Genomic DNA, 22,488 nt, shown 5'->3' on the forward strand with positions numbered 1-22,488 from the left:
CAAGTAAATAATACTATTAAAGTGTAAATATGCTAACAAAAGTTGTACTCAGTTAACACATAACTCGTATACTGATGATCACGACGATCATGGTATACAAGTTTGAACAACTCAGCCGCAGGGAGGTAGAATCTATGTTAGGAATTACACTCAAAGAAACGCGAGTTTATCGGGAAATCAAAGAAGAAGGACGGGAAGAAGGACGAGAAGAAGGACGGGAAGAAGGACGAGAAGAAGGACGGGAAGAAGGAGTAGAACAAGCAACAGTTAATCTAGTTAACCGACTCTTGACTAAGCGGTTTGGTGAATTATCGGTCGAAATAAGAGCTTCAATTTCTGCTTTACCATTACCTGTTATGGAAGATTTGAGCGAAGCATTGTTAGATTTTAAGAGTTTGGCTGATTTACAGGCTTGGTTAGCAGGTGTTAAGGATTAAAGTATTTTTGATGAAATTGCTGATCTGGTAGAGTGCGTTAAACTCTGTTAACGCACAACTCGTATCATGTTTATAAATTGCTAACCGCTTCCGCAATTTTCCTAGAAACAAACGGTAAAATTTCTCGGCTTTTGGCTTGTGCTTTCCCTTCTGTAAATACCACTAATAGATAAGGATGCTGATCTGGTAATTCAATATAAGCTGCATCGTGTCGCACTGAACTTGTCCAGCCAGCTTTTGACCAGATTTGACTATTTTCCGGTAATCCACCGCCTATAAAGCCTGTAACTTGGTCTTCTTCGACATCTTGGGGTAACTCATCAGCCTTAATACTGCGTTTGAGTAAAGACATCATGGATTGCGATCGCACACTCGACACAGCTACCCCACCCACGATACTATGCAATAACCTCGCCGCAGCATTGGCAGTCAGCATATTCCTATTTTCAAACATCTCCCCATAAAATGCCCTTTCCCGTCCATAGGGACCATCTCCCCAAGTTTTTTGACAGACATTAATCGTCCCCATTTCCTCCCACCCCAAAGACTGGTAATAGCGATTAATAATATTGCGTTGATATTTCCACGTTTCAAAAGGTCCAGCGGGTAACTCTGCTCCAGAAGTAGTCCCGCTGAGAATATCGACAATTAAACTAGTAGCATCATTACTAGAATCAACAATCATATCCCGCAAAGCTCGCTCCAATTCCTTGGAAGTCTGAGTCATTCCCTTTCCTAGCCATTCATGAACCGCTACTAAATAAAACAACTTCACCACACTAGCAGGATAGATACGTTCTACACCACGATAACTAAATCCTCGCACCGGATGATTCCAAAAAGCATCAGGAGTTAAAGCACCACCTGTATTTACAAGTACAGGAGGATCATAGACAACCCAAGTTAAAGCAATTTGGTTTCGAGCTAAACTTGCAAAATTAGACCAAGTTGCCTCTAAAATTTCATTACCGAGATTTTCTAGTTGTTCGTCTTTATTAAAAAAAACCATTTGTAAATAATGTCCTTATGCTATCAGGAGTCTAGTTTCTCGCTCAATCCTATCATTACCTGTATAATTACCGAGATAGTAACTATAATTAGGATAAATCAGGATTTACAGGATTTAAAGATTAACAATATGTTGTTCGGAATGAGGATTGAGGAATTAAACAGAATGCTTATTGTATTATCCTGTAAATCCTTAAATTCGGAAAATCCTGATTCAGACAAAATAAAGATTGAGGAATTAAACAGAAGGCTTATTGCATGATCCTGTAAATCCTTAAATTCGGAAAATCCTGATTCAGACAAAATAAAGATTGAGGAATTAAACAGAATGCTTATTGTATTATCCTGTAAATCCTTAAATTCGGAAAATCCTGATTCAGACAAAATAAAGATTGAGGAATTAAACAAAATGCTTATTGCATGATCCTGTAAATCCTTAAATTCGGAAAATCCTGATTCAGACAAAATAAAGCTTTAGGAATTAAACAGAATGATTATTGCATGATCCTGTAAATCCTTAAATCATGGAAATCCTGATTCAGACAATATTCTTTTTTATCTAAACCATATTTACCTATGTCTTTAAACTTACTAATTCCCCATTCCCCAACAGAAGAATATTACTGCAATATTGACCTAAATATATATGATTCTCCTGAATGCAAACGCTTGGCAACTCAAGCCGCAACAGGAAGACATTTACGATTAACATCAAACCATCAAGATACAGCAGTTGCAGTTTGTTTGCGTGAAGACGACTATCCCGGATGGTTATCTGTTCAAGATTTGCAATTTATCCAACCAACAGAAACAATATATCAACCCCAATTCATCTCAGCGGCAGAAATTCAACAACGCATACCCGCAGTTATCACTTTTACTCAAGCAGCAAAGGAAGAAGATAATTATTACCTTTGGGGTGGTACAGTTGCACCCAATTATGACTGTTCTGGTTTAATGCAAGCAGCATTTAAATCTGTAGGTATTTGGCTACCGAGAGATGCTTATCAGCAAGAAGATTTTACTCAACCAATTGATTTGACTGAATTACAACCAGGGGATTTAATATTTTTTGGAACTCCCCAAAAAGCAACCCACGTAGGTCTATATTTGGGTGATAGTTGTTATATTCATAGTTCAGGAAAAGAACAAGGACGGAATGGCATTGGTATTGATCAACTGTCGGAACAAGGAGATCAAGTTAGTCAGGCTTATTATAAACAATTGCGCGGTGCTGGTAGAGTTGTCAAGTGTTACAAACCGCAGAATTAACCCCGTTCCAGCTTCTTGGCAATTTTCTTTTTAGCTGGCTTTTGAGTTTCATTTTGGGACAATAGAAAGGTATCTAGCGACTCCTTTGGTTGGACTATTTGGAGACGCAAAAACTGTTCCCATACACCATTGCTGAATAAGTCAACAGCAGTTTGAGGATTTTGACTAGCAATATTACTAATCACTCTACGCCATCCCTGAACCAATAAATCAATAAATATTTCTTCACCAGAAAACTTATTTAACAACACCAATGCAGTTTGTAACCCAGCAGGTAAAATTTTTGTCCTTAGTCTCTGAATTACCACATTTAACCAAATCGGTACAAGTTCCAGCCAGTTATTTGCTTCTATTTCTGTAATTCCCATATCTTCCATACCCAGCGCACCCCAAATGCAGAGGACTTCTATAGCTAATTCGACATCACGATTTTGTAAAGCATTTTTCCATAGTTGTTGGGCATGATTTTGATAGCGATGATCAAAAAATTGATATGCTTCTTGAACAAGTTCAGGAATTGTGACTTTATAAACTGACTCACCTGTTGGTAAATAACCACCACGATAAAAAAGCTGATGATAACAACCGCAAAGATGAATTTTTTGATCAACTATAACCTCTTTTATATGAGAATTTCCTAACCAAAAAACCTGTACACCTGGTAAACCTTCCAGAGTTTTTATTGCTTGTAATTTCGCTTTAAATTCGGGTGGTATTTGCCTTTCTTCATCTTCTTCTCGTCGTGCAATTCCATAACCGATTAAAATCCCAACACCACCATTAACTAATTTTTGAAGCAGAGTTAAAAATTTATCATCGACAACAGCCTGACTTATAAAAGGATAATAAAAGAGAATTTGATTTTTTGCAGAATTCAAAACCTCTAAAAAAGTTTGAGTAATTTCTCCATCTCTTAACTGCACCGCTGTACCTGCTTTATGTGAGGTTTCTAGCGTCTCTTGGCGAATCTTTTCTAGTCTAGATTCTATTTCTTTATTTTTCTGATTCAGAGTTGCTTGACGCTCAAAATTGATGGTTTGGTCTGATACTTCACATAATGCTGGCAAAGATATTTTACCTTGATTTAGTAGCAATTCTAGCCAATTTGATGCCGCTTCTAAAATTTGCTTTCCTCTTCTGAGTTGAATACTCAATTTATCTTCTAAAGCATCAAAAATAACAAATAAGGATACAGTCTTCCAAAAAATTTGAGTTGGTGGTATCACCTTAAAAGCAGTAACTATTTTACCCTCTTCTGGTAAATGAAACGCCAAATTTGAATCTTGAAGAATTTGCTGTATTTGTTCAAGTGCTAAAGAAGAAATATTGTTGATTTTATTTTCAATATTTACAAAAGTTGCTAAATCAGGTAATTTTATAGTGACATCACTTAAAGATTCAGACTGAAAGGTAATATTCCCACCTAAAAAGTCAGTAATAGCATAAATCTGGACAGCATATGGTGGTTGAGGTACAGTTCCTTTTTCATAAAATAACCGTCCTTCTGTTGTAACTGTAATTGGTGATGTTACGGCTAAAGTTTGTAATGATTGAAGAGTGGAAATTGTACTTTTGACAAATACAGCATCAAGCCCAAGTACAGATGCTAATTCATCTGCTGTTGGTGCAGGATCAAACTCAATACCAGCGCGGATTATAAATTCTTCAAGTACATTAAATTGTCGTGGTTCTTTGATGGTTAATTCCACAGTATTTTGACGCAGACTATAGCGTAATTGACGCGCAGCTAAAACTGATAGATTAGCACTTTGCGCTTCAATTTTTTCTACCAAATTTCTGAGATTGTCATCAATAGGTTTAGCCGCATACGTGAGAAACATCAATAAAACCTCCATGACGACTGACAATATTAGCCACTTCCGAATACATACCACCAACTGTCCCTGATTTACTGGTAAATAAATCATGACAACCAACAATTACCAATAATTCTTGAGCGCGGGAAAAAGCTACATTCACTCGTTCTGGTTTTTTAGCAAATCCCACATCTCCTTGATGATTATTACGCACCATACTCACAATTACAACTGGTCTTTCCATTCCTTGAAATCTGTCAACTGTACCTGTTCTAATTTGCAGTGAAGGGAAAAGCTCAGATTGTAAACGTTCATCAATTTTTCTGAGTTGAGAACCATAAAATGTAATTACGGCTATTTCTTTTTTGGGTTCACCATTAGCAACTTTATAACTCCACACATTTTCAAACTGCTGACAGATATTTTCTATGACATCAATTTCTCGGATATTAAAAAATGAAGTTCCCAGACGTTCTTCTTGAAATTCATTTTCTCTAGGCATTTTCACCCAAATTAAATGATGTTCTGGTTTAATTATTTCCCCTGCTAGATTATGAGCGCGTTTGCTGTCAGGTTCTAAAATCCCACATTCTAATTTACCATCATAAAATTGATTTATTGCTCCCATGATATTGGGGTGCATTCTATATTGGGTATTTAGCATTTGTTTGATGCTATTATCAGCAGTTTCAAACTGACTTTTAAATAATGATTCTTCTAAAAATTGTAATTCTTCTCTGGTATTGCCAATTTTTTGGGCAACTTCTTCAACGGTGCTAGTATCAAGCATGGGTGGTAATTGTCGATGATCTCCAACCATGACTAATTTTTTACCCTTCAAAGCGGGAATTAATAACTCTGGGGGAGTGCATTTACTAACTTCATCAATAATAACAACATCAAAAGATTGAAATTCTTCAGAAAAATTATAATTTGCAGCTTGAACACAGGTGATACCAACGACGTTAGCATTATCTAAATAAATTCGTCTCAAATCGTTACTATCGCGTTCTGATGGTTGACGTAGTTTTGTAATCCAATCTTGGACAAAATTTTGATATCTTTGCAAATAATTTTCTTCATTTTTTAATTGTTGTTGCCAAATATCAAACTTGTCTTTGATTAAGTTTAAAAATTCTAGATTGAATAAATCACTTTCAGTATTTTTACCCTTAAATTTGTCAGGTATTTCTTGCCATACTATTTGCCACCAATTTCGCTCTATAATTAAATAATCTGGTATATGTAGTTGCAATTGCTGTTCTAGTTCATTGAGCTTAGTTTGTGATTTATCAAGTTTCTTTTGAGCCGTTTTCGTGTCTTTTTTGAGTTTAATTAATTCCTCATGTAATAAATTTTGAATCATCTCTAAAATCGCAATTGGTTCTAATGATGAAATCAATGTTTCAAGTTGAATTACATTACTCTCCCAAATTTTGAGTTGTTTGGAAAATTCTTGATGTTGTTCCCAAATATTTGATTGTTTAGCGAGATATTTTTCGGTTAGATTACGCAATTTAGCAGGTGTATTTGGATTTTTGTTAAGTTCTTCCAACATAATCACAACTCTGGCAAGTTGTAAATTAGCATCTTGACTAGCTTTTTCTACTTGAGATTGAGTCGCAAATATTTGTTCTTGGGTAATGCCATTATTTGGCAGTTCATTTAATTTTTCTTGCTGTTTTTGTAAAATATTTAGCTGTTGTTCAGCTTCTGTTTTAATTTTTGCAACACATTGACGAGAATTTGCTAGAATTATATCTAGTAGTTCTTGTGTAATTTGGGTAAGAGTAGAGTGGATATTATCTAATTCATAAGCTGCACCATATGTTCTTTGCAGTTTAGTTAAAAAAGATTGGGTATTTTCAACCAAAGATTTACGCTGTTTAGAGGTAAGGAGTTGATAATCATTTAATTCTTGATATGTTACCTGCCATTGAGTGCGATCACTTTTTGATAAAACTAAAGGAATTTGACTAAAATTTTCCTGTAAGAAATAACTAAAACTATGCTGTTTACCTCGTCTATCTGTGAAGTTACCTTGAATTTCATACGATATTGCTTTTGTCAATAATTTCCAATCTGGTAAGCTAATTTTATAATTTTTGGGGACAAGTGGTAATTTTAAATTATTAGCAAACATTAATAAACCTAGTGGTAAATCTACCATGTTATCTGTTAATGGTAAATCTGATTGCTGACAATTTTTCACAACTTGATATAGATTTTTATAAGCTGTAGATTTCCATTCGATAACTGCTTCGATAATATAATCAATTTCTCGCTTGCGATTTTCCCATAGTTGAATTGTTGGTTGTAGACTTTTATCCTTATTTAGAAATTGCTGATACTCTGTTTGTAATTGATGCAAATATATGGAATCTTTTTTGAAAGCTTCTACTAATGTAGTTAATTCTGACATAGCTATAATCACATCATTAGCATCACTGAATGCTTTTTTAAATTCATCAATCTCAGTTGCTACTGTTTCACGTAACCAAGCAGCTAACCCAAATGCACCACGCGCAGGACGAACAAAGCCAAGTTCATCTACATACTTAATAGCTTGACAAACATTTTCACGGAAACTTTCTACTTGAGTATGATCTTTTGTATATGGTTGCAGACAGGGTAAAAAATCTTTAACTTCTGCTGAATCCCAGTTTATTGGTACATTTTTTAGTAGATTTTTTAATCCAATTTTTAGGGATTCAATTGTATTTTGATTTGCTAATATTTCATTATAAGCTATTTCTTGAGTTTGACAGATTTCCTGTAAATTTTCTTTTTCTGCTCTTGATTCATTTTGTTTTTGATTAAATTCTTCCTCGAATTTAATATAAGCTGTGAAACGCTCTGATGATGCTAATAATTGAGTAAATATTTTTATATTTTCCTGACGTTGAGCGAGATTATTTTCACAGTCAGTAGCGGTATTTTCTAACCATCTGCCAATTACTTGATCTTCTAAAAAAGGCTGTCCTTCTTCTCCAACTTTTTCGGCTCTTCCCTTGCGTACAGCCCGAATTACAGGGTTATGAACTAATCTGCTTAAAGCGTTATCGACTGCTAAATTAGCTTGAGAAGTAATTAATGTGCGTCCACCCCGCAGGGCTACTTGATAGCAAATTTCAGCAATTACTGTAGTTTTACCTGTACCTGGTGGCCCTTGAATCAAAACTAAATCATCTGCGGCTAATACCTTCTCTACAGATGCTTTTTGACCTGGATTTGCAGCAGACAATAACAAATCTTGGGCTTTAAGTTTGACGGTTTTTTTAATAGATCTGGCTTGAGAAGCATCAAATAAGAAGTTACCTAAATAGGGATTTTGAGTGCGTCCTTGTCTTAATTGTTCTAAGGCTTTTTCTTTGCGTTCAATTTGTTTTATATCACCAGCAGCATCAAAGAATAAATATCCATTTCCAGGAAGTTGATAATTACCTGCTGCTATATATTCAACCAAGTCGCGTTCTAATCTAATGTGAATAATATTATATTTTTGATCAATTTTTTCAATGGTTCCTAATTGACGACTACTGCGACGATTTCTTTCGCTAGGAACGGTGTCAGAAAATTTGATATCTTGATTTTTTGCCTGTTTTACTCGTTCCCAAAAATTTTCTACATCTAAATAATTTTCTTCGGAACCATCAAGAGTCGCTGAGTTCAAATTTATTTCAAAAGCGATTTGTTTTTTATTAGCACTGTATTGATAATTAATAAAAACTACACAAAATTGACGTGCTTTAGCGATGCGCTCTTCAACTTTTAAAAATGCTTTCCATGCTTGTAGTTGTTCTTCTGTGGGTACATGATGACCACAAACTGGCATAGTTGCTATTTTTGCTAATACCTTTGGTGGAATAGCGGAGGGATGATGATGATTAGGAACTAATTGTAAGCGTAAAGGTAGCGCATAGCCATCACCTTGCCCTCGTGAAGGTTGTAGTAAATAAGCTGAAAGAATCTTTAAACCGCCAGTTCCATTTTTTTGAACTGCTGCTCTAAATCCTAAAGTTTTTCTAAGTTCTTTAAGTCTTTTTGGTAATTCAAATTCATTTTCATCTGTAGCTATTGTTAAGTCCCAAATTTCTTCTCCTGGATCTTTTCCAGAACCCTGACGACGAATATAAAACAAGCAAGGTTTTTTACCCACACATTCAAATATTAATTCATGGGCGCGTTCTCGCCGTTCACGAAATTCGGGGTATAATTCTACTGTTGATTGACCTTCAAAGTTGCGAATTAAACTATCAATTGTCGAATTTAATAAGGTGTATCCCCAGGTTTCTGATTTTTGATTGTTTGGTAAAGTTGGCATGAATGCTCCTGGATTTTTTTTTCATGCAGAGGAGCCAGTGTGTTGGGCGGCTCTGCCGACTTAAAGCAACTGGCGTAGCGCAGAGAGGAGTTTGTTTTTTTGGGGTTAAAGATGAAATTGGTGATAGGTTTGACTGGCGGCTCGATGTAATAGGGAGTGTCTCCAAACTAGAGATCTCATATCATCTGCATAACCACCACCAATAACGCAAGCGACGGGATAACCAGCACTGATACAGGTACTTAAAACTTGCATTTCGCGCCGAAAAATACCTGTGTCTGTTAGGGATAGTTTACCTAGTTTATCTTCTATGTGGGTATCAACTCCTGCATCATAAAATACTAAATCTGGTTTTATTTGTGATAATAGGTCTGGTAGATAATTCGCTAATGTTTGTAAATAAGCGTCATCTTCCATTCCTAATGGTAAGGGAATATCTAAATCACTTTTTTGTTTTGTCCCAGGGAAGTTGTCTTCACAGTGCATAGAAAAGGTAAAAACGCTGTTGTCATTTTGAAAAATAAAGGCTGTTCCATCTCCTTGATGTACATCTAAATCGACAATTAAAATGTTTTTAGCAAGCCCTAATTTTTGGATAACGCGGGAAGCAACTGCTAAGTCGTTGAAAATACAAAACCCAGATCCATAATTAGGAAAAGCATGATGAGTTCCACCAGCAGTATTACAAGCTAAACCATGATTTATTGCTAATTGAGCCGTTAGTATTGTCCCACCTAAAGCCACGCAGGTACGATTTACCAAAGCTGGACTCCAAGGTAAACCAATGCGTCGCTGTGCTTTGGGTTCTAAGGTTCCTTGACAGTAAGCTTGCACATAGTTGGGGGTGTGAACTAATTCAATTAATTCTGTTTGTGGACGTTCAGGAATGTGAAACTGTTCTGGATGTGCTACTCTGTCAGCTAACAGCAATTCATGTAGTTGCCGAAATTTAGACATCGGGAAACGATGCCCTGGGGGTAAAGGAGCGATATAATCTAGATGGTAAACTATTGGTAAATCCATTACTAAGGTGAGTTACACCGATATATTTTTAGGTAAACAATTTAGTCAATATAAGTGGAAAATATCAGTCTGAGGGTAGATTGTTATTAATATAAAAATAATTTATTGATCTTAAAAATTACAAAAATAGCTTTTTATGTAAGTTTTTTACCGAAGAATAATGTACCATATCTTTTTTTCAATAGTCTACTACCATACAGTAATTTAAAGGAAATTGCCTAATTTCAGGCTTTTGGAATCGCATATTAGTGCGGTGCGTCAGATAGAGACAATCTGTTAGATGCTCAATTATCAGGTCTGACGTGGTTGGTGAGCTTGCTGAACCACACCCTATAAAAGATAAAATTCATAATCCATATTTGATAGATTTTGTCAATGCGTAAGTCTTGGAAATATAAATTACTTTGCTGAAACAGCATATTCATAGATTTTCTGGAAAGTAGGAAGGTAAAATTTGGCGAACATAATTATACTATTGCTGTTATCTTAATTTTAAGTTCTCAATTCTCAATCAATTATGATCGAATGGATTATACCCCTTGGATTGATTCTAGCTGGATTACTTGCTGGATTAATTGGTGAAAAAGTTTTTTTCAAAAAACTAAAAATGTTTGTTGCTAATAGACAAATTCCTGGCAGTGAAATTATATTTCAATCGCTGCACAGAATGACGTTTATATGGTTTGTAATTGCAGGCTTTTTTTGGGCTATTCTCAGTTCTCCTCTCAAGCCAGATATTGCTAATGTTCTGCAAAAAATACTCACCATAATTTTGCTGTATTCAGTGACTTTAGTCTTAGCTAGATTAACATCTGGTTTTGTGAGTTTAGCGATTCGCAAAACGGAAGGAGTTCCGGCATCACTACTGTCTAATCTCGCTAAAATTTCGGTTTTAATTTTAGGGACATTAATCCTTTTACAAACCGTAGGTATTCAAATTACACCTATAATAACGACATTAGGAATTGGAGGTTTAGCGGTAGGTTTAGCACTACAAGACACATTGGCAAATTTATTTTCTGGTTTTTACTTAATTATTTCTAACCAAGTAAGAACTGGTGATTATGTGAAATTAGATGATGGTAATCAAGGTTATATTACGGATATTACATGGCGAAATACGACGATTAAGGAAATTTCAAATAATGTGATTATTGTCCCTAATTCTAAGTTGGCTTCGGCTATTTTTACGAATTATCATCTTCCCGCTAAAGAAATTACTTTAACCATCAATGTGGGTGTTAGTTACGATAGTGATTTGGAATTAGTGGAAAGTGTGACTGTGGAAGTTGCTAAGGAAGTGATGCAAGAAATTGCACCGAATTTAATGGAGAATGAACCATATGTGAGATTTCACACTTTTAATGATTTTAGTATTGATTTTACTCTTTATATGCGTGTAAGTGAGTTTTTTGACCAGAGAATTGGTAAACATCTGTTTGTGAAGAAGTTGCATAAGCGCTATCAGCTAGAAGGAATTCAAATTCCTTTTCCTGTCAGAGATGTTTATATGCACAATAGTTAAATTAACTAATACGCAAGTTATTCGGTAAATACAATTCAGATTTTTAATTTCTGTACTTGTTAGCTTTTGTGTAAATGGCTATCTTCATCACTTTACCGATTTTCGTCTTTGACTATTGGTTTGATTGTGTATTTTGAGGCAAAATCTGCTACTTCTCCAGCACTAACCATAGCTCTATATAGTAATGCACAGACTTCTGCTCTGGTGGCAACTTTTTTACCATTCAGCAATTTTTTGTTGGGATAGTTGACGACTACACCATTTTGTGTTATTGCGGCTATTAAATTACGGTGTTCGCTTTGGATGCTAGAGGCATCGCTATAAATTGATAAGATATCTTTTGTAGAACCGGTGAATTGATAATTTAATCCCTTGGCTAAGGTTATCAAAATATCTAGACGGGTGAGCTTTTGTGTGGGGTTGAAGTTTTTGCTGCCGAGGGTGGTGAAAAAGCCCATTTCATAGGTTTCGCGGATGGCATTTTCAGCCCAATATCCTTTGGGTATATCTCTAAATGCGATCGCATTTCTGACTTTACTTTTAATAAAGATTTTTTGCAATAGGGCTGCTAATTGGGCGCGTGTCACTGGTGCGTTAGGGCGGAATGTACCATCAGGGAAACCGTCGATAATTTCCATTGCGGCCAATTCGGCGATATAATCTTTAGCCCAGTAATCTTTGGAAATATCAGAAAATGATACTTGGATATCTTTAGCAACACCTACTTGACGATATTTACTCAACAATTTACTGAGTTGATATGTGGAGTTGTTGCTGAGTTGAGTTAACTGCACCAAACTACCAGGAACAGCGGTTAAGGCTTTGGCTAAGTTAGAATCAACGATGTTAATGGATTTACCAGCTAAAGCAAATTCACCTTCGGTAAACGATATAGGATAAACGCCAGTTGTGGCAACTTTGGCAAATCCTGCGGCTTGGTACTGGGTAATATTGATATTTTCTGAACTTTTGAGGAAAGTAGCTTTTTGGTTACTAACTTGGGTGAAGTAATCGTAGCTGGTGGTATTGGTGTCAACAATGCTATCTTCATTGTCATCAACACCATAAAAAACACGAACTACTTGATATTCTTGCGGGTTGGCAGATAAAATCAAGTTTATTGCCGTGTGACCGGGTAAACACGCAAATTGTGTGTAGCCAATAAAGCGGTTGCTGTTATCATACAATCTAACGATGATGCGATCGCCTAATTTAAACCCATTTATAAACTTGGCCTTTTGTTTGATTTTATATTTATAGTCACCTAAAAATCTTTCTTTGTAATATTTATTGCCATGCTTACCCTGAATAGAAACGCGGGCAATTACTTCGGAAATTGTCCCACCGGGTTGCCAAATAGCCAAAGTAAAACCTGACTTTTCCCTTTTGACAGAAGTAGTAGTAGTTACAGTTTCCTTGGGAATATTTGTTGTACTATCTGTATCTACTTCCTCACCAATAGTTTTTTGTGTTAAAAGCTGCTGATTATAATTACTAAACTCTGATGGGACTGTAGCAGATAAATCTGATGCTGCCAAAGTAGAATGTGTTGGCGACAACGCTATGATAGAGACTGCGGCAATAGCTACTTTCCTAAAATGAGTTAATTTACTTAGAATCATGGTATTTGTATTACACCGTATCTATTCACCTAGAATGTTAAGTGAGCAATCAGCTTACTTAACTGATTAATTTTTTGATCTAGGTGAAACTTACAGGTGATAGTGTACGCCATATATAGCTTTTTCCATAATGTTTTGTCGAGAATGCTAGGAGTATTACCATAAAGAAATAATACTTTAGGAATCTTTACTAATGACGATATCAATCCAGCAGTCACCAACATTAGAAAAACAGCTTTGGACTTGGCGAGATTACAAAATTCAATATACTGTGATGGGTAGCGGTCAGCCTTTGGTACTAATTCACGGCTTTGGCGCTTCTATTGGTCACTGGCGCAAAAATATCCCTGTTTTAGTTGATGCTGGTTATCGGGTATTTGCTGTGGATTTATTGGGGTTTGGTGGTTCTGATAAAGCAGCTATTGAATATAGCATGGACGTGTGGGTAGAACTATTAAAAGATTTCTGGACTGCACATATCCAAGAACCTGCTGTATTTATCGGCAATTCCATTGGCGCACTTTTGAGTTTAATTGTGCTGGCAGAATATCCTGAAATTGCCTCTGGGGGTGTGTTAATCAACTCTGCGGGTGGATTGAGTCACCGTCCCCACGAATTGAACCCAGTTCTCAGAATTGTCATGGGGACTTTTAATAAGTTAGTCGCTAACCAAATGACTGGTAAATTCGTCTTCAACCGCATTCGCCAAAAATCGCAAATTCGCCGGACATTATATCAAGTATATAGCGATCGCAATGCAGTCACAGATGAACTAGTCGATTTACTTTATACACCATCCTGTGATCCAGGCGCACAACAAGTTTTCGCTTCCATCCTCACAGCACCACCTGGGCCTACGCCCGATGAATTATTGCCGAAGGTAAAATTGCCTTTACTAGTAATTTGGGGTGCTGATGATCCTTGGACACCCATCACCGGGGCTAAAATTTACGAAGAGGCGCGAGAAAATGGCCAAGATATTAAAATTGTACCTATTCCTGGAGCCGGTCATCGTCCCCATGATGAAATTCCAGATGTTGTCAATACTCAAATTGTCGATTGGTTAGCGCAAAAGGGATAATTTCGCACTCACAGCCAGAAAAAGGGTAAAACACAGCTAAAAAGTCTGGGATTGGTAATTGGTAATTGGTATTTAGTAATTAGAGTCAAAGATTACCGATTACCTAATTCCTACTCAGCTAGGATAGGGTACTTTCTTTCAATTGCATCTTGACAAAATCCACATTATGTGTGTTCTATGATGGAGTTTGATGTAAATCATGATGCCGATTTTTCTAAAGTTGGGTATCAAGTAATTCGAGAATTAGGACGTAACCCAGAAGGAGGACGCATTACTTATTTAGCCAATCATCTAAAATCTCAACAAAAAGTAGTTATTAAAGAATTCTGTTTTGCAAATATGACTGCTGATTGGTCTGGAGTAAAAGCTTATGAACAAGAAATTGAACTTTTGCAACAATTGAATCATCCCGGCATCCCTCATTATATAGATTCTTTTGTAAAACCAGGATTTTTTTACCTAGTACAAGAATATAAAAATGCTCCATCATTAGGATTAAAACGCTGCTTTCACCCTGAAGAAATCAAGCAAATTGCTTTGTCTATTTTAGAAATTTTAGTTTATTTACAACAGCAGTGTCCTGGTATAATTCATCGAGATATCAAACCAGAAAATATTTTGGTAGATCAGCAATTAAATGTTTATCTAGTTGATTTTGGTTTAGCACGTTTACAAGATGGAAAAACAGAGTTAAGTACTTTGGTCGCAGGTAGTCCTGGCTTTATGCCACCAGAAGAACAACTTGGTTATGTGTTAACCCAAGCTTCAGATTTATATAGTTTAGGTGCAACATTAATTTGTTTACTCACTAATACTAGTGCTGCGGATATCGGAAAATTAATTGATGATAAATATCGCATTAATTTTCAGAAATTAATTCCCCATATTAGTCTGAGTTTTGGACTATGGTTAAAGAAAATGGTAGAACCTAATTCCAAGCGTCGTTATCCTAATGCTGCGGATGCTTTAGAAGCACTAAAACCAATTCAGGTGCTTGCTTCTGGTAAAAAACTAGATAATTTATTTGCCGCAATACATCAGAGAAAAAATATAATTATATTAGGATTAGCTGCTATGGGTATTTTAGCTATACTGGGAACAAATTTAATGGTTTCTCAACCTGGTGGTGCTGCTAATTCAATGAAAATAGACAATTTCCCCAAAAATAATTAACTGGGTGATTGGTAATTGGTGATTGGTAATTGATATTTCTCCCCTGCCCCCTGCCTTATCCCAACGACAATTTTTAACGCCAACCTATTTAATGGTGGGTTACGCTGTCGCTAACCCACCCTACAATTTTTGGGTAATTTATTTTTTTTGTTCCCTTAAGCTATAGTCACATCAGGAGATAAATAAACATCTTGAATAGCGTGAAACAGCTTGACTCCTTCCGCAAATGGACGCTGAAAAGTCTTCCTTCCAGAAATTAAACCTGTACCTCCAGCACGTTTATTAATTACAGCAGTTCGTACAGCTTCCGCAAAATCATTTTTACCAGAAGCACCACCAGAATTAATTAATCCTACTCGTCCAGCGTAGCAATTTAATACTTGATAACGAGTTAAATCTATAGGGTTATTTGTTGTTAATTCTGTGTAAACTCGCTCATCAGTTTTACCATAACTGTTACCAGTCGCTTTCGCAATTGCCCCATAACCATTATTGCATTCTGGTAATTTTTGTTTAATGATATCAGCTTCAAGACTTACACCCAAATGATTAGCTTGTCCAGTTAAATCAGCAGCTAAATGATAATCTTGGTCTTGTTTAAAATTGTTATTTCTCAGATAACACCAAAGTACTGTTGCCATACCCAATTCATGGGCATTTTTAAAAGCATGACCGACTTCCTGAATTTGGCGGCTAGATTCTTCTGAACCAAAATAAATTGTTGCCCCTACTGCTGTTGCACCCAAATGCCAAGCTTGCCAAACATCAGCAAACATAATTTGGTTAGATTGGTTGGGATAAGTCAACAATTCATTGTGATTGATTTTGGCAATAAAAGGAATTTTGTGGGCATATTTGCGGGCAACATTGCCTAATACCCCCACGGTGGTAGCGACAGCATTACAACCTGCTTCTATTGCTAACTTGATAATGTTTTCCGGGTCAAAATAAATAGGATTAGGTGCAAATGAAGCCCCGGCTGAGTGTTCAATTCCTTGGTCTACAGGGAGAATAGAGAGATAGCCTGTATTGGCCAATCTTCCTGTAGAATAGATTTGTTGTAGGTTTTTCAAGACACGCGGAGTGCGATCGCTATTTAGCCAAACTCTATCTATAAAATCCGCACCGGGCAAATGTAGCAAATCTGAGGAAACCTTGGCTTTATATGTCAGTAGTTCTTCAGCTTCCTTGCCCAGCAATGACTCAATGGAATTAGCTTCTAAAAGAGTTGTAGTCATGGAATTTAAGTGATTTTTGATGGTGTCAAGGTCTATTTTTTAACCTGTACAGCAGGAAAATTTATTCTTTAGACACTAATACTATTTGGTATATTGAATTATAATTTTGCCTACTATCTATAGACATATATAATTCTTCCTGCTTCCTTTACATCTTTGCAGTAACCTGCGGGAAGCCCCTCTGCATCTATATTTAATCCATATTCTTTGAATAGGAAAAAAGCAGCAATTTTCTGGAATTTTTACCCAAACCGTTAGAGGGTGTTTGAAAAGTCTCCTTCCATGTCATGCTGAGGAACGTAGCATCTCAGTATGTCGGCTAAACTCCAGATTCTTCGTTGCGTAAGACTCCACTCAGAATGACAAATTATACGTCCCTAAACTTTTCAAACATACTCTTAAAGAAATACCTCCAAAGGTATATTTTAATATTTTACTTGCTAGTCAAATGCTTGTAAAACAAACAGATATTATGGTATTCTTACCTGCTACGACTCGTTATAAAATACCAGGAGAAGCACAAGAGAAAATACGCAAGCCGGAGTAATTTTTAGTGCAGAAATTCCGGTTAAACGTGTTGATGAAGCAAATCCTGAGTGAGAAGTATTTAGTGTATATTGCACCTATTCAGTCAGGGAATTTGCAGGTGCATTAGTCCGGAGGTAATGTTTTACTAGTTAAGAGTCAGCATTCTGGGAAAAGAGAACCAGAGACGCTGTTATACTAAAAACGGGTTAAAAGTGTCATTCTGATCGAAGTGAAGAATCTCCGAGATACTTCGCTACACTACGTTACGCTCAGTATGACATAAGTTCAATTTTCAACCGTTTGCAGTATATCAATCTGGAAAAACTAACTTAAATATTATTACAGCTTGGAGATTAAGTATGCTGGGTGCGATCGCAGGTGATATTATTGGCTCAATCTATGAGTTTAACAATATCAAAACCAAGGACTTTCCCCTTTTCGATGATAGATGTCATTTCACAGATGATACAGTATTAACCCTGGCAGTGGCAGAAGTTATTCTCAACGCAGACGAATTCCCTGACAAAACTAAGTATATTGATAAATTCCAATATATTCAGCAATTTAAATCTTATTACGGCGAATATCCCCATGCTAATTATGGTAATCACTTTATGAAATGGGCAGATTCCGGTAGTACCGAACCGTACAACAGTTGGGGTAACGGTTCAGCTATGCGGGTTAGTCCAATAGCATCTGCATTTGATAACCTAGATATCGTATTAGAAGAAGCAAAACATTGTGCCGAAGTCACTCATGACCATCCTGAAGGTATTAAAGGCGCACAAGCAACAGCCGCATCTATCTTTTTAGCCCGTACTGGCCATGATAAAACTACCATCAAATCCTATATCCAAAAGACTTTTGGTTATAACTTAGAACAAACCTTAGACGAAATTAGACCTGATTATGAATATGATATGTCTTGTCAAGGTTCTGTTCCTCAAGCAATTATTGCTTTTTTAGAATCAACTGATTTTGAAGATGCAATTCGTAACGCTATTTCTATAGGTGGAGACAGTGGGACTATTGCTTGTATTACAGGTAGTATTGCCGAACCATTTTATAGTGGTGTTCCAGAAGATATTGCAGAATGGATTTTCACTAAATTAGATGATCATCTCTGGACTATTACTGATAAATTTATGTCTCAATATTACGCATAGGGTATACTGATAAGTACGGATTTTAAAATTTGTAAATTCTCCGTGCTACTCTAAAATTAGATTATCTTCCAATTTACCGCTATGTCTATCTCCCAAGATTTTGAACTCCCACAAGATTTAATTGTTCCAACTGGAGACTTATATAGTGATGAACCACCATTAGATTTTGAACTCCCAAGAGATGTAATTTTTCCGACCAAGGATTTAGAAAGTAATGAACCACCATTAGAAAGTGATTCACATTTACGCCAGATAATTCTGCTTTTACAATGTTTAGAATTGTGGTGGGGAAACCGTAATGATTTTTATGCTTCTGGTAATTTAACAGTTTATTATAGTTCCCGTCAGCCTAAATCAGAAGACTTTCGTGGCCCAGATTTTTTTGTAGTCAAAAATGCAGAACGCCATCCTCGTAAAAGTTGGGTTGTTTGGCAAGAAGATGGTAAATATCCTAATATAATTATTGAATTAATTTCAGATGCAAGCGTATCAATTGATAAAGGGTTAAAAAAACAAATTTATCAAGATATTTTTCGCACCCCCGAATATTTTTGGTTTGATCCCAATAATTTAGAATTGGCTGGTTTTATTTTGGTTGGTGGTACTTATCAACCTCTAGAATCTAACAATCAAGGTTGGTTGTGGAGTCAGCAGTTAAGTTTATATTTAGGTATTCATGAAAATAAATTGCGCTATTTTACAAATGAAGGATTAATCATCCTCACTCCTGAAGAATTTGCTGAACAAGAAAAACAAAAATCGGAACGTTTAGCAGCAAAACTGCGAGAATTAGGAATTGACCCAGATACAATTTAGATCCTTTTAGATCCTTTCTCACTCTCCCTCCTAACTCCTTCTTCTTTCTAACTCCTGACTCCGAACTCCGAACTCCTGACTCCTGAATTTTGGATGTCCCTAAAAATAAATATGCAATATAATGATATATCCATCACTATTGCCACGATTAATTTTGATAATTTGGTGAATTTTTATATTCAGCTACTAGAACAAGAACCAAAAAATCTCATTCCCAATGTTTATGCTGAGTTTCAAATTTCAAACTTCAGCTTAGGTATTTTTAAACCCAAAAAAGATAATGAAGTAGAATTTGCAGTAAATACTAAAAGTCCGCTCAGTTTGTGTTTAGAAGTGAGTAATTTAGAAAATGCCATAACTCACCTAAAATCTTTAGGCTATCCCCCTCCAGGAGACATTTCCAGCGCTTCCCACGGTCAAGAAGTTTATGCCTATGACCCCGACGGCAACCGCTTAATTTTACATCAATCTCATCATCGGTAACTGACAAATAATTATTCCCCAATTCCTCAATGTCAATAACTCAAAACTACAAATTAAATCTGATTCAATGGTATCCCGGTCACATTGCCAAAGCTGAAAAAAATCTCAAAGAACAGCTAAAACGGGTAGATGTGATTTTAGAAGTGAGAGATGCTCGTATTCCCTTAGCTACAAACCATCCGCAAATGAATGAATGGGTGGGGGATAAGTCAAGGATATTGGTGATTAACCGATTAGATATGATATTGCCACAAGTGCGATCGCACTGGACAGACTGGTTTAAAAACCAAGAACAAATCCCCTACTTTACCAACGCTCAACACGGTCAAGGTATCACAGCTATCACCAAAGCCGCACAAGCCGCAGGAATAGCACTTAATCAACGCAGAAAAGATCGAGGAATGTTACCCCGCGCAGTCCGTGCTGTCGTCATAGGTTTTCCCAACGTTGGTAAATCAGCATTAATCAACCGTCTCTTAGGAAAGCGAGTAGTTGCTAGTGAAGCGCGTCCTGGAGTCACTCGTCAACTGCGTTGGGTAAGAATTTCCGATCAATTACAACTACTAGATGCTCCCGGTGTCATTCCCTCCAGAATGGAAAATCAAGACGCAGCCGTTAAATTAGCCATTTGTGATGATATTGGTGAAGCCTCTTACGATAATCAACTCATAGCCGCAGCATTTGTAGATATCGTCAACCAACTTCAAGAAACCCACCCTCATTTATTACCAGCACACCCCTTACTTTCACGCTACGAAGTTGACTCCATTATCCATACAGGTGAAGAATATTTGCAAGTCTTAGCAGAACATCGCTACAAAGGAGATGTAGAACGTGCTGCAAGAACTCTCATCACCGATTTTCGCAAAGGACTGTTAGGCAGTATACCCTTAGAAGTGCCACCTCAATAATGACAATAGATTATTAAGTAACTTTCACTCCGAACTCCGAACTCCGAACTCCGAACTCCTAACTTTTAAGCTACTTGCTCGCATTTTCAAAATTAGCATTGTTCCTGATGTAAATAATATTCCTAAGAAAATGTTTTTCCAACTGAGGCTTTTATCACTTTCATTTATCAAAATAACTTCCAAAATGACTGAGGGTAATAAAATGCCACTAGGAACTAATATCTGAGATAATATCACCCTATTTTTGGCAAAAAGACTCAGCAAAGCTAAAACTGCACCTAACGGAATAAAAGTCAGAGCGTAATAAAATACTTTTTGATGGAAGGGAATCAACTCTAGTAAATTGAAAGAGTAAGAACGTTGTTTATTGTCGATATAGACTTGAATGGTTCCTTTAGAATATGTGATGAGAATTTGGTGAAATTCCTTGTCTGTAAAAACATTGGGAACTATCAATTGTAAATCTGTACCATTTTCCCCAGTAATTGGTGTTCTTAACCTTAATTCTAGAGAATCATGCTGTTGTAAAATTGTCAAATTACGCCGCAAAGAATTATTAGAAATAGAAATTATCCGTCCTGAACCCGTTTGTTGAATATTGTCAGTTGCAAGAGTAGTACTCAGAGTAAATTCAGACTTTTTACTGATATTTTTACTGATATTTTTTACAGGCTTGGCTGTTTGTAACCACTGGCTAGAACTCAAAAAAATGCCTTTACCTTCTCGTATATTTGTAGGTTTTCCTTTCCATAATAGTTTTGGTGAATTTCCTTGTTTCTCTTGACCACAACATTGACCATTTAATTGATAACTAGCTAAAAGAGAATCACTAATATTTTGAAAGTAATTAGCATTATTTAAGCCTTTTTCTACTTCATGATTTGATATTGCTCTATCAGTAATATAAAGTTCCAAAATATATCCTTGCCAAGGTCTATCTCCTGTCCTTTCATTACCAAGTATCAACGGATAATTTAAATCCCAATTACTTAAATTTGTTGTACTTTGCCAGATAAATGAAATCAGTAAAATAAAAAATACATAAGCTGCAATTAAGCCCGTGATTCGTTGATTTAATTGTCTCGAACTACCAGCTTGAATTTGTGAGAATCTTTTACTTAGACTTTGATAATTCCAGATATAAAAAACTGCAAAACCCAAACATCCTCCAATCGTATTATTGATAATATCTGCTGGGGTTGGAGTTCTTGAAGAAATAAATATTTGTAAAACTTCAACCGTTGAAGATAAACCAGAACTCAGCAAGAAAACAATGAAAATTTTTAATCCTGGTTTGATTTTCAATTTCTGTAGAAAATTGGCACAACAAAAACCCAAAGGCATAAATAATAAAACATTATTTACCTGATCTTGGAAAGAACTGGCATTGTTAAAACTAGCAAAAAATTCAGATGTAGAAAAACTCTGAGGTAATGAAAAATTAAAGGGGTAAAGTGTAGCTACAGATACTACCAAAATACTAAATAATACAAGCAGCAAATTCACTAGATATAATTTTGACCAGAAATGTTTTTGATTTTCATCTTGAGCCATAATAATATCTTCACCAATTTCTAAACAGCTTCACAGAATAAAATTCTAGAACCATACAAACTAAGTCCACTTGTGTGGGTTTAAATATTGAGAGTCTGGAGAGGTAGTCCTTGTTTGTATAGCCCCATCATTATAGAGTGAATGTATTTTGATAAAAGTATTGTCATAAGTAACACATTTTAATTGACTGACTGCAAATATAAGTTGTTGTGCAGTGTTTTTCAGGTAGATAAAGTGGTCGTGAACCTCTATGATAAATAAATATTATCGTAAGAATTCAGGAGTCAGGAAAAAAAAGAAAGAATAAAATTTTTCTCTTCCTTTATGAGTTCCCTGCTAGATCAAACATTCTGTATCCTGAATTCTTACATATTATCCAATGCCAGCATCTTTGAATTAAACTACATTCAAAAAAAATCATTTTTGTAGTTTTAATTACAAAAAATACTGGCTATAAGCTGGTAATAAATACTGGAAGTTTTATTTAACTATAATTAATTGTCACAACTT

General features: G+C 35.9%; 15 protein-coding genes and 1 pseudogene. 9 read left to right on the forward strand and 7 right to left on the reverse strand.

Features of this window, described 5'->3' with window-relative positions:
* Positions 1–68: 68 nt before the first annotated feature.
* Positions 69–437 (forward strand): annotated as a pseudogene (locus AC012T_RS22155) (DUF4351 domain-containing protein); the annotation flags it as partial.
* 70 nt (positions 438–507) lie between these two features.
* Here AC012T_RS22155 and AC012T_RS22160 read toward each other — a convergent pair.
* A complete protein-coding gene (locus tag AC012T_RS22160; RefSeq protein WP_487060836.1) occupies positions 508–1,446 on the reverse strand; it encodes a serine hydrolase in 939 nt (312 codons plus the stop codon).
* Between the two features lie 575 nt (positions 1,447–2,021).
* Between AC012T_RS22160 and AC012T_RS22165 the strand changes: the two genes are divergently transcribed.
* Positions 2,022–2,717, forward strand: coding sequence for a C40 family peptidase (locus tag AC012T_RS22165; RefSeq protein WP_487060837.1), 696 nt, complete (start codon positions 2,022–2,024; stop codon positions 2,715–2,717).
* Here the strand turns inward: AC012T_RS22165 and AC012T_RS22170 are convergent.
* The 3 genes from AC012T_RS22170 to AC012T_RS22180 all read right to left on the reverse strand — a co-directional run bounded on the left by AC012T_RS22170 (position 2,714) and on the right by AC012T_RS22180 (position 9,881).
* Positions 2,714–4,558 (reverse strand): phospholipase D-like domain-containing protein, encoded by a 1,845-nt coding sequence (locus AC012T_RS22170; RefSeq protein ID WP_487060838.1) that lies wholly within the window; start codon positions 4,556–4,558, stop codon positions 2,714–2,716. The genes AC012T_RS22165 and AC012T_RS22170 overlap by 4 nt on opposite strands.
* A complete protein-coding gene (locus AC012T_RS22175; RefSeq protein WP_487060839.1) occupies positions 4,536–8,858 on the reverse strand; it encodes an AAA domain-containing protein in 4,323 nt (1,440 codons plus the stop codon). The genes AC012T_RS22170 and AC012T_RS22175 overlap by 23 nt, the downstream gene beginning before the upstream one ends.
* A gap of 105 nt (positions 8,859–8,963) precedes the next feature.
* Positions 8,964–9,881, reverse strand: coding sequence for a histone deacetylase family protein (locus tag AC012T_RS22180; protein WP_487060840.1), 918 nt, complete (start codon positions 9,879–9,881; stop codon positions 8,964–8,966).
* 517 nt (positions 9,882–10,398) lie between these two features.
* Between AC012T_RS22180 and AC012T_RS22185 the strand changes: the two genes are divergently transcribed.
* Positions 10,399–11,406, forward strand: coding sequence for a mechanosensitive ion channel family protein (locus tag AC012T_RS22185; RefSeq protein WP_487060841.1), 1,008 nt, complete (start codon positions 10,399–10,401; stop codon positions 11,404–11,406).
* Positions 11,407–11,498: 92 nt separating this feature from the next.
* Here the strand turns inward: AC012T_RS22185 and AC012T_RS22190 are convergent, their stop codons facing one another.
* Positions 11,499–13,028 (reverse strand): S-layer homology domain-containing protein, encoded by a 1,530-nt coding sequence (locus AC012T_RS22190; protein ID WP_487060842.1) that lies wholly within the window; start codon positions 13,026–13,028, stop codon positions 11,499–11,501.
* 193 nt (positions 13,029–13,221) lie between these two features.
* Here AC012T_RS22190 and AC012T_RS22195 point away from each other — a divergent pair, with 193 nt between their 5' ends.
* Positions 13,222–14,109: an alpha/beta fold hydrolase gene (locus AC012T_RS22195; RefSeq protein WP_487060843.1), complete on the forward strand. Its 888-nt coding sequence runs from the start codon at positions 13,222–13,224 to the stop codon at positions 14,107–14,109.
* A gap of 177 nt (positions 14,110–14,286) precedes the next feature.
* Positions 14,287–15,282, forward strand: a complete 996-nt coding sequence (locus AC012T_RS22200) for a serine/threonine protein kinase (protein ID WP_487060844.1) — start codon at positions 14,287–14,289, stop codon at positions 15,280–15,282.
* 155 nt (positions 15,283–15,437) lie between these two features.
* Here the strand turns inward: AC012T_RS22200 and AC012T_RS22205 are convergent, their stop codons facing one another.
* Positions 15,438–16,520: a class I fructose-bisphosphate aldolase gene (locus AC012T_RS22205; protein WP_487060845.1), complete on the reverse strand. Its 1,083-nt coding sequence runs from the start codon at positions 16,518–16,520 to the stop codon at positions 15,438–15,440.
* Between the two features lie 887 nt (positions 16,521–17,407).
* Between AC012T_RS22205 and AC012T_RS22210 the strand changes: the two genes are divergently transcribed.
* From AC012T_RS22210 to ylqF, 4 genes are all read left to right on the forward strand, one after another.
* Positions 17,408–18,214: an ADP-ribosylglycohydrolase family protein gene (locus tag AC012T_RS22210; RefSeq protein WP_487060846.1), complete on the forward strand. Its 807-nt coding sequence runs from the start codon at positions 17,408–17,410 to the stop codon at positions 18,212–18,214.
* An 81-nt stretch (positions 18,215–18,295) separates the two neighbouring features.
* Positions 18,296–19,030, forward strand: a complete 735-nt coding sequence (locus AC012T_RS22215) for a Uma2 family endonuclease (protein WP_487060847.1) — start codon at positions 18,296–18,298, stop codon at positions 19,028–19,030.
* Between the two features lie 111 nt (positions 19,031–19,141).
* On the forward strand, positions 19,142–19,513 hold the full coding sequence (locus AC012T_RS22220; RefSeq protein WP_487060848.1) for a VOC family protein: 372 nt from the start codon (positions 19,142–19,144) through the stop codon (positions 19,511–19,513).
* 29 nt (positions 19,514–19,542) lie between these two features.
* On the forward strand, positions 19,543–20,424 hold the full coding sequence (ylqF, locus tag AC012T_RS22225; protein ID WP_438889169.1) for a ribosome biogenesis GTPase YlqF: 882 nt from the start codon (positions 19,543–19,545) through the stop codon (positions 20,422–20,424).
* 24 nt (positions 20,425–20,448) lie between these two features.
* On the opposite strand, the gene AC012T_RS22230 is transcribed toward ylqF, so the two are convergent.
* The gene (locus tag AC012T_RS22230) at positions 20,449–21,978 is read right to left on the reverse strand and encodes a VanZ family protein (protein WP_487060849.1); all 1,530 of its coding nucleotides are present in this window, start codon (positions 21,976–21,978) and stop codon (positions 20,449–20,451) included.
* Positions 21,979–22,488: the final 510 nt, after the last annotated feature.

It is taken from the genome of Anabaena sp. EIM26 (assembly GCF_057568715.1).

What these genes read in the sequence shown, in the direction of transcription:
- AC012T_RS22160 (WP_487060836.1), bottom strand. Translation starts at nt 1,446, where the DNA reads ATGGTTTTTTTTAATAAAGACGAACAACTAGAAAATCTCGGTAATGAA.
- AC012T_RS22165 (WP_487060837.1), top strand. Translation starts at nt 2,022, where the DNA reads ATGTCTTTAAACTTACTAATTCCCCATTCCCCAACAGAAGAATATTAC.
- AC012T_RS22170 (WP_487060838.1), bottom strand. Translation starts at nt 4,558, where the DNA reads ATGTTTCTCACGTATGCGGCTAAACCTATTGATGACAATCTCAGAAAT.
- AC012T_RS22175 (WP_487060839.1), bottom strand. Translation starts at nt 8,858, where the DNA reads ATGCCAACTTTACCAAACAATCAAAAATCAGAAACCTGGGGATACACC.
- AC012T_RS22180 (WP_487060840.1), bottom strand. Translation starts at nt 9,881, where the DNA reads ATGGATTTACCAATAGTTTACCATCTAGATTATATCGCTCCTTTACCC.
- AC012T_RS22185 (WP_487060841.1), top strand. Translation starts at nt 10,399, where the DNA reads ATGATCGAATGGATTATACCCCTTGGATTGATTCTAGCTGGATTACTT.
- AC012T_RS22190 (WP_487060842.1), bottom strand. Translation starts at nt 13,028, where the DNA reads ATGATTCTAAGTAAATTAACTCATTTTAGGAAAGTAGCTATTGCCGCA.
- AC012T_RS22195 (WP_487060843.1), top strand. Translation starts at nt 13,222, where the DNA reads ATGACGATATCAATCCAGCAGTCACCAACATTAGAAAAACAGCTTTGG.
- AC012T_RS22200 (WP_487060844.1), top strand. Translation starts at nt 14,287, where the DNA reads ATGATGGAGTTTGATGTAAATCATGATGCCGATTTTTCTAAAGTTGGG.
- AC012T_RS22205 (WP_487060845.1), bottom strand. Translation starts at nt 16,520, where the DNA reads ATGACTACAACTCTTTTAGAAGCTAATTCCATTGAGTCATTGCTGGGC.
- AC012T_RS22210 (WP_487060846.1), top strand. Translation starts at nt 17,408, where the DNA reads ATGCTGGGTGCGATCGCAGGTGATATTATTGGCTCAATCTATGAGTTT.
- AC012T_RS22215 (WP_487060847.1), top strand. Translation starts at nt 18,296, where the DNA reads ATGTCTATCTCCCAAGATTTTGAACTCCCACAAGATTTAATTGTTCCA.
- AC012T_RS22220 (WP_487060848.1), top strand. Translation starts at nt 19,142, where the DNA reads ATGCAATATAATGATATATCCATCACTATTGCCACGATTAATTTTGAT.
- ylqF (WP_438889169.1), top strand. Translation starts at nt 19,543, where the DNA reads ATGTCAATAACTCAAAACTACAAATTAAATCTGATTCAATGGTATCCC.
- AC012T_RS22230 (WP_487060849.1), bottom strand. Translation starts at nt 21,978, where the DNA reads ATGGCTCAAGATGAAAATCAAAAACATTTCTGGTCAAAATTATATCTA.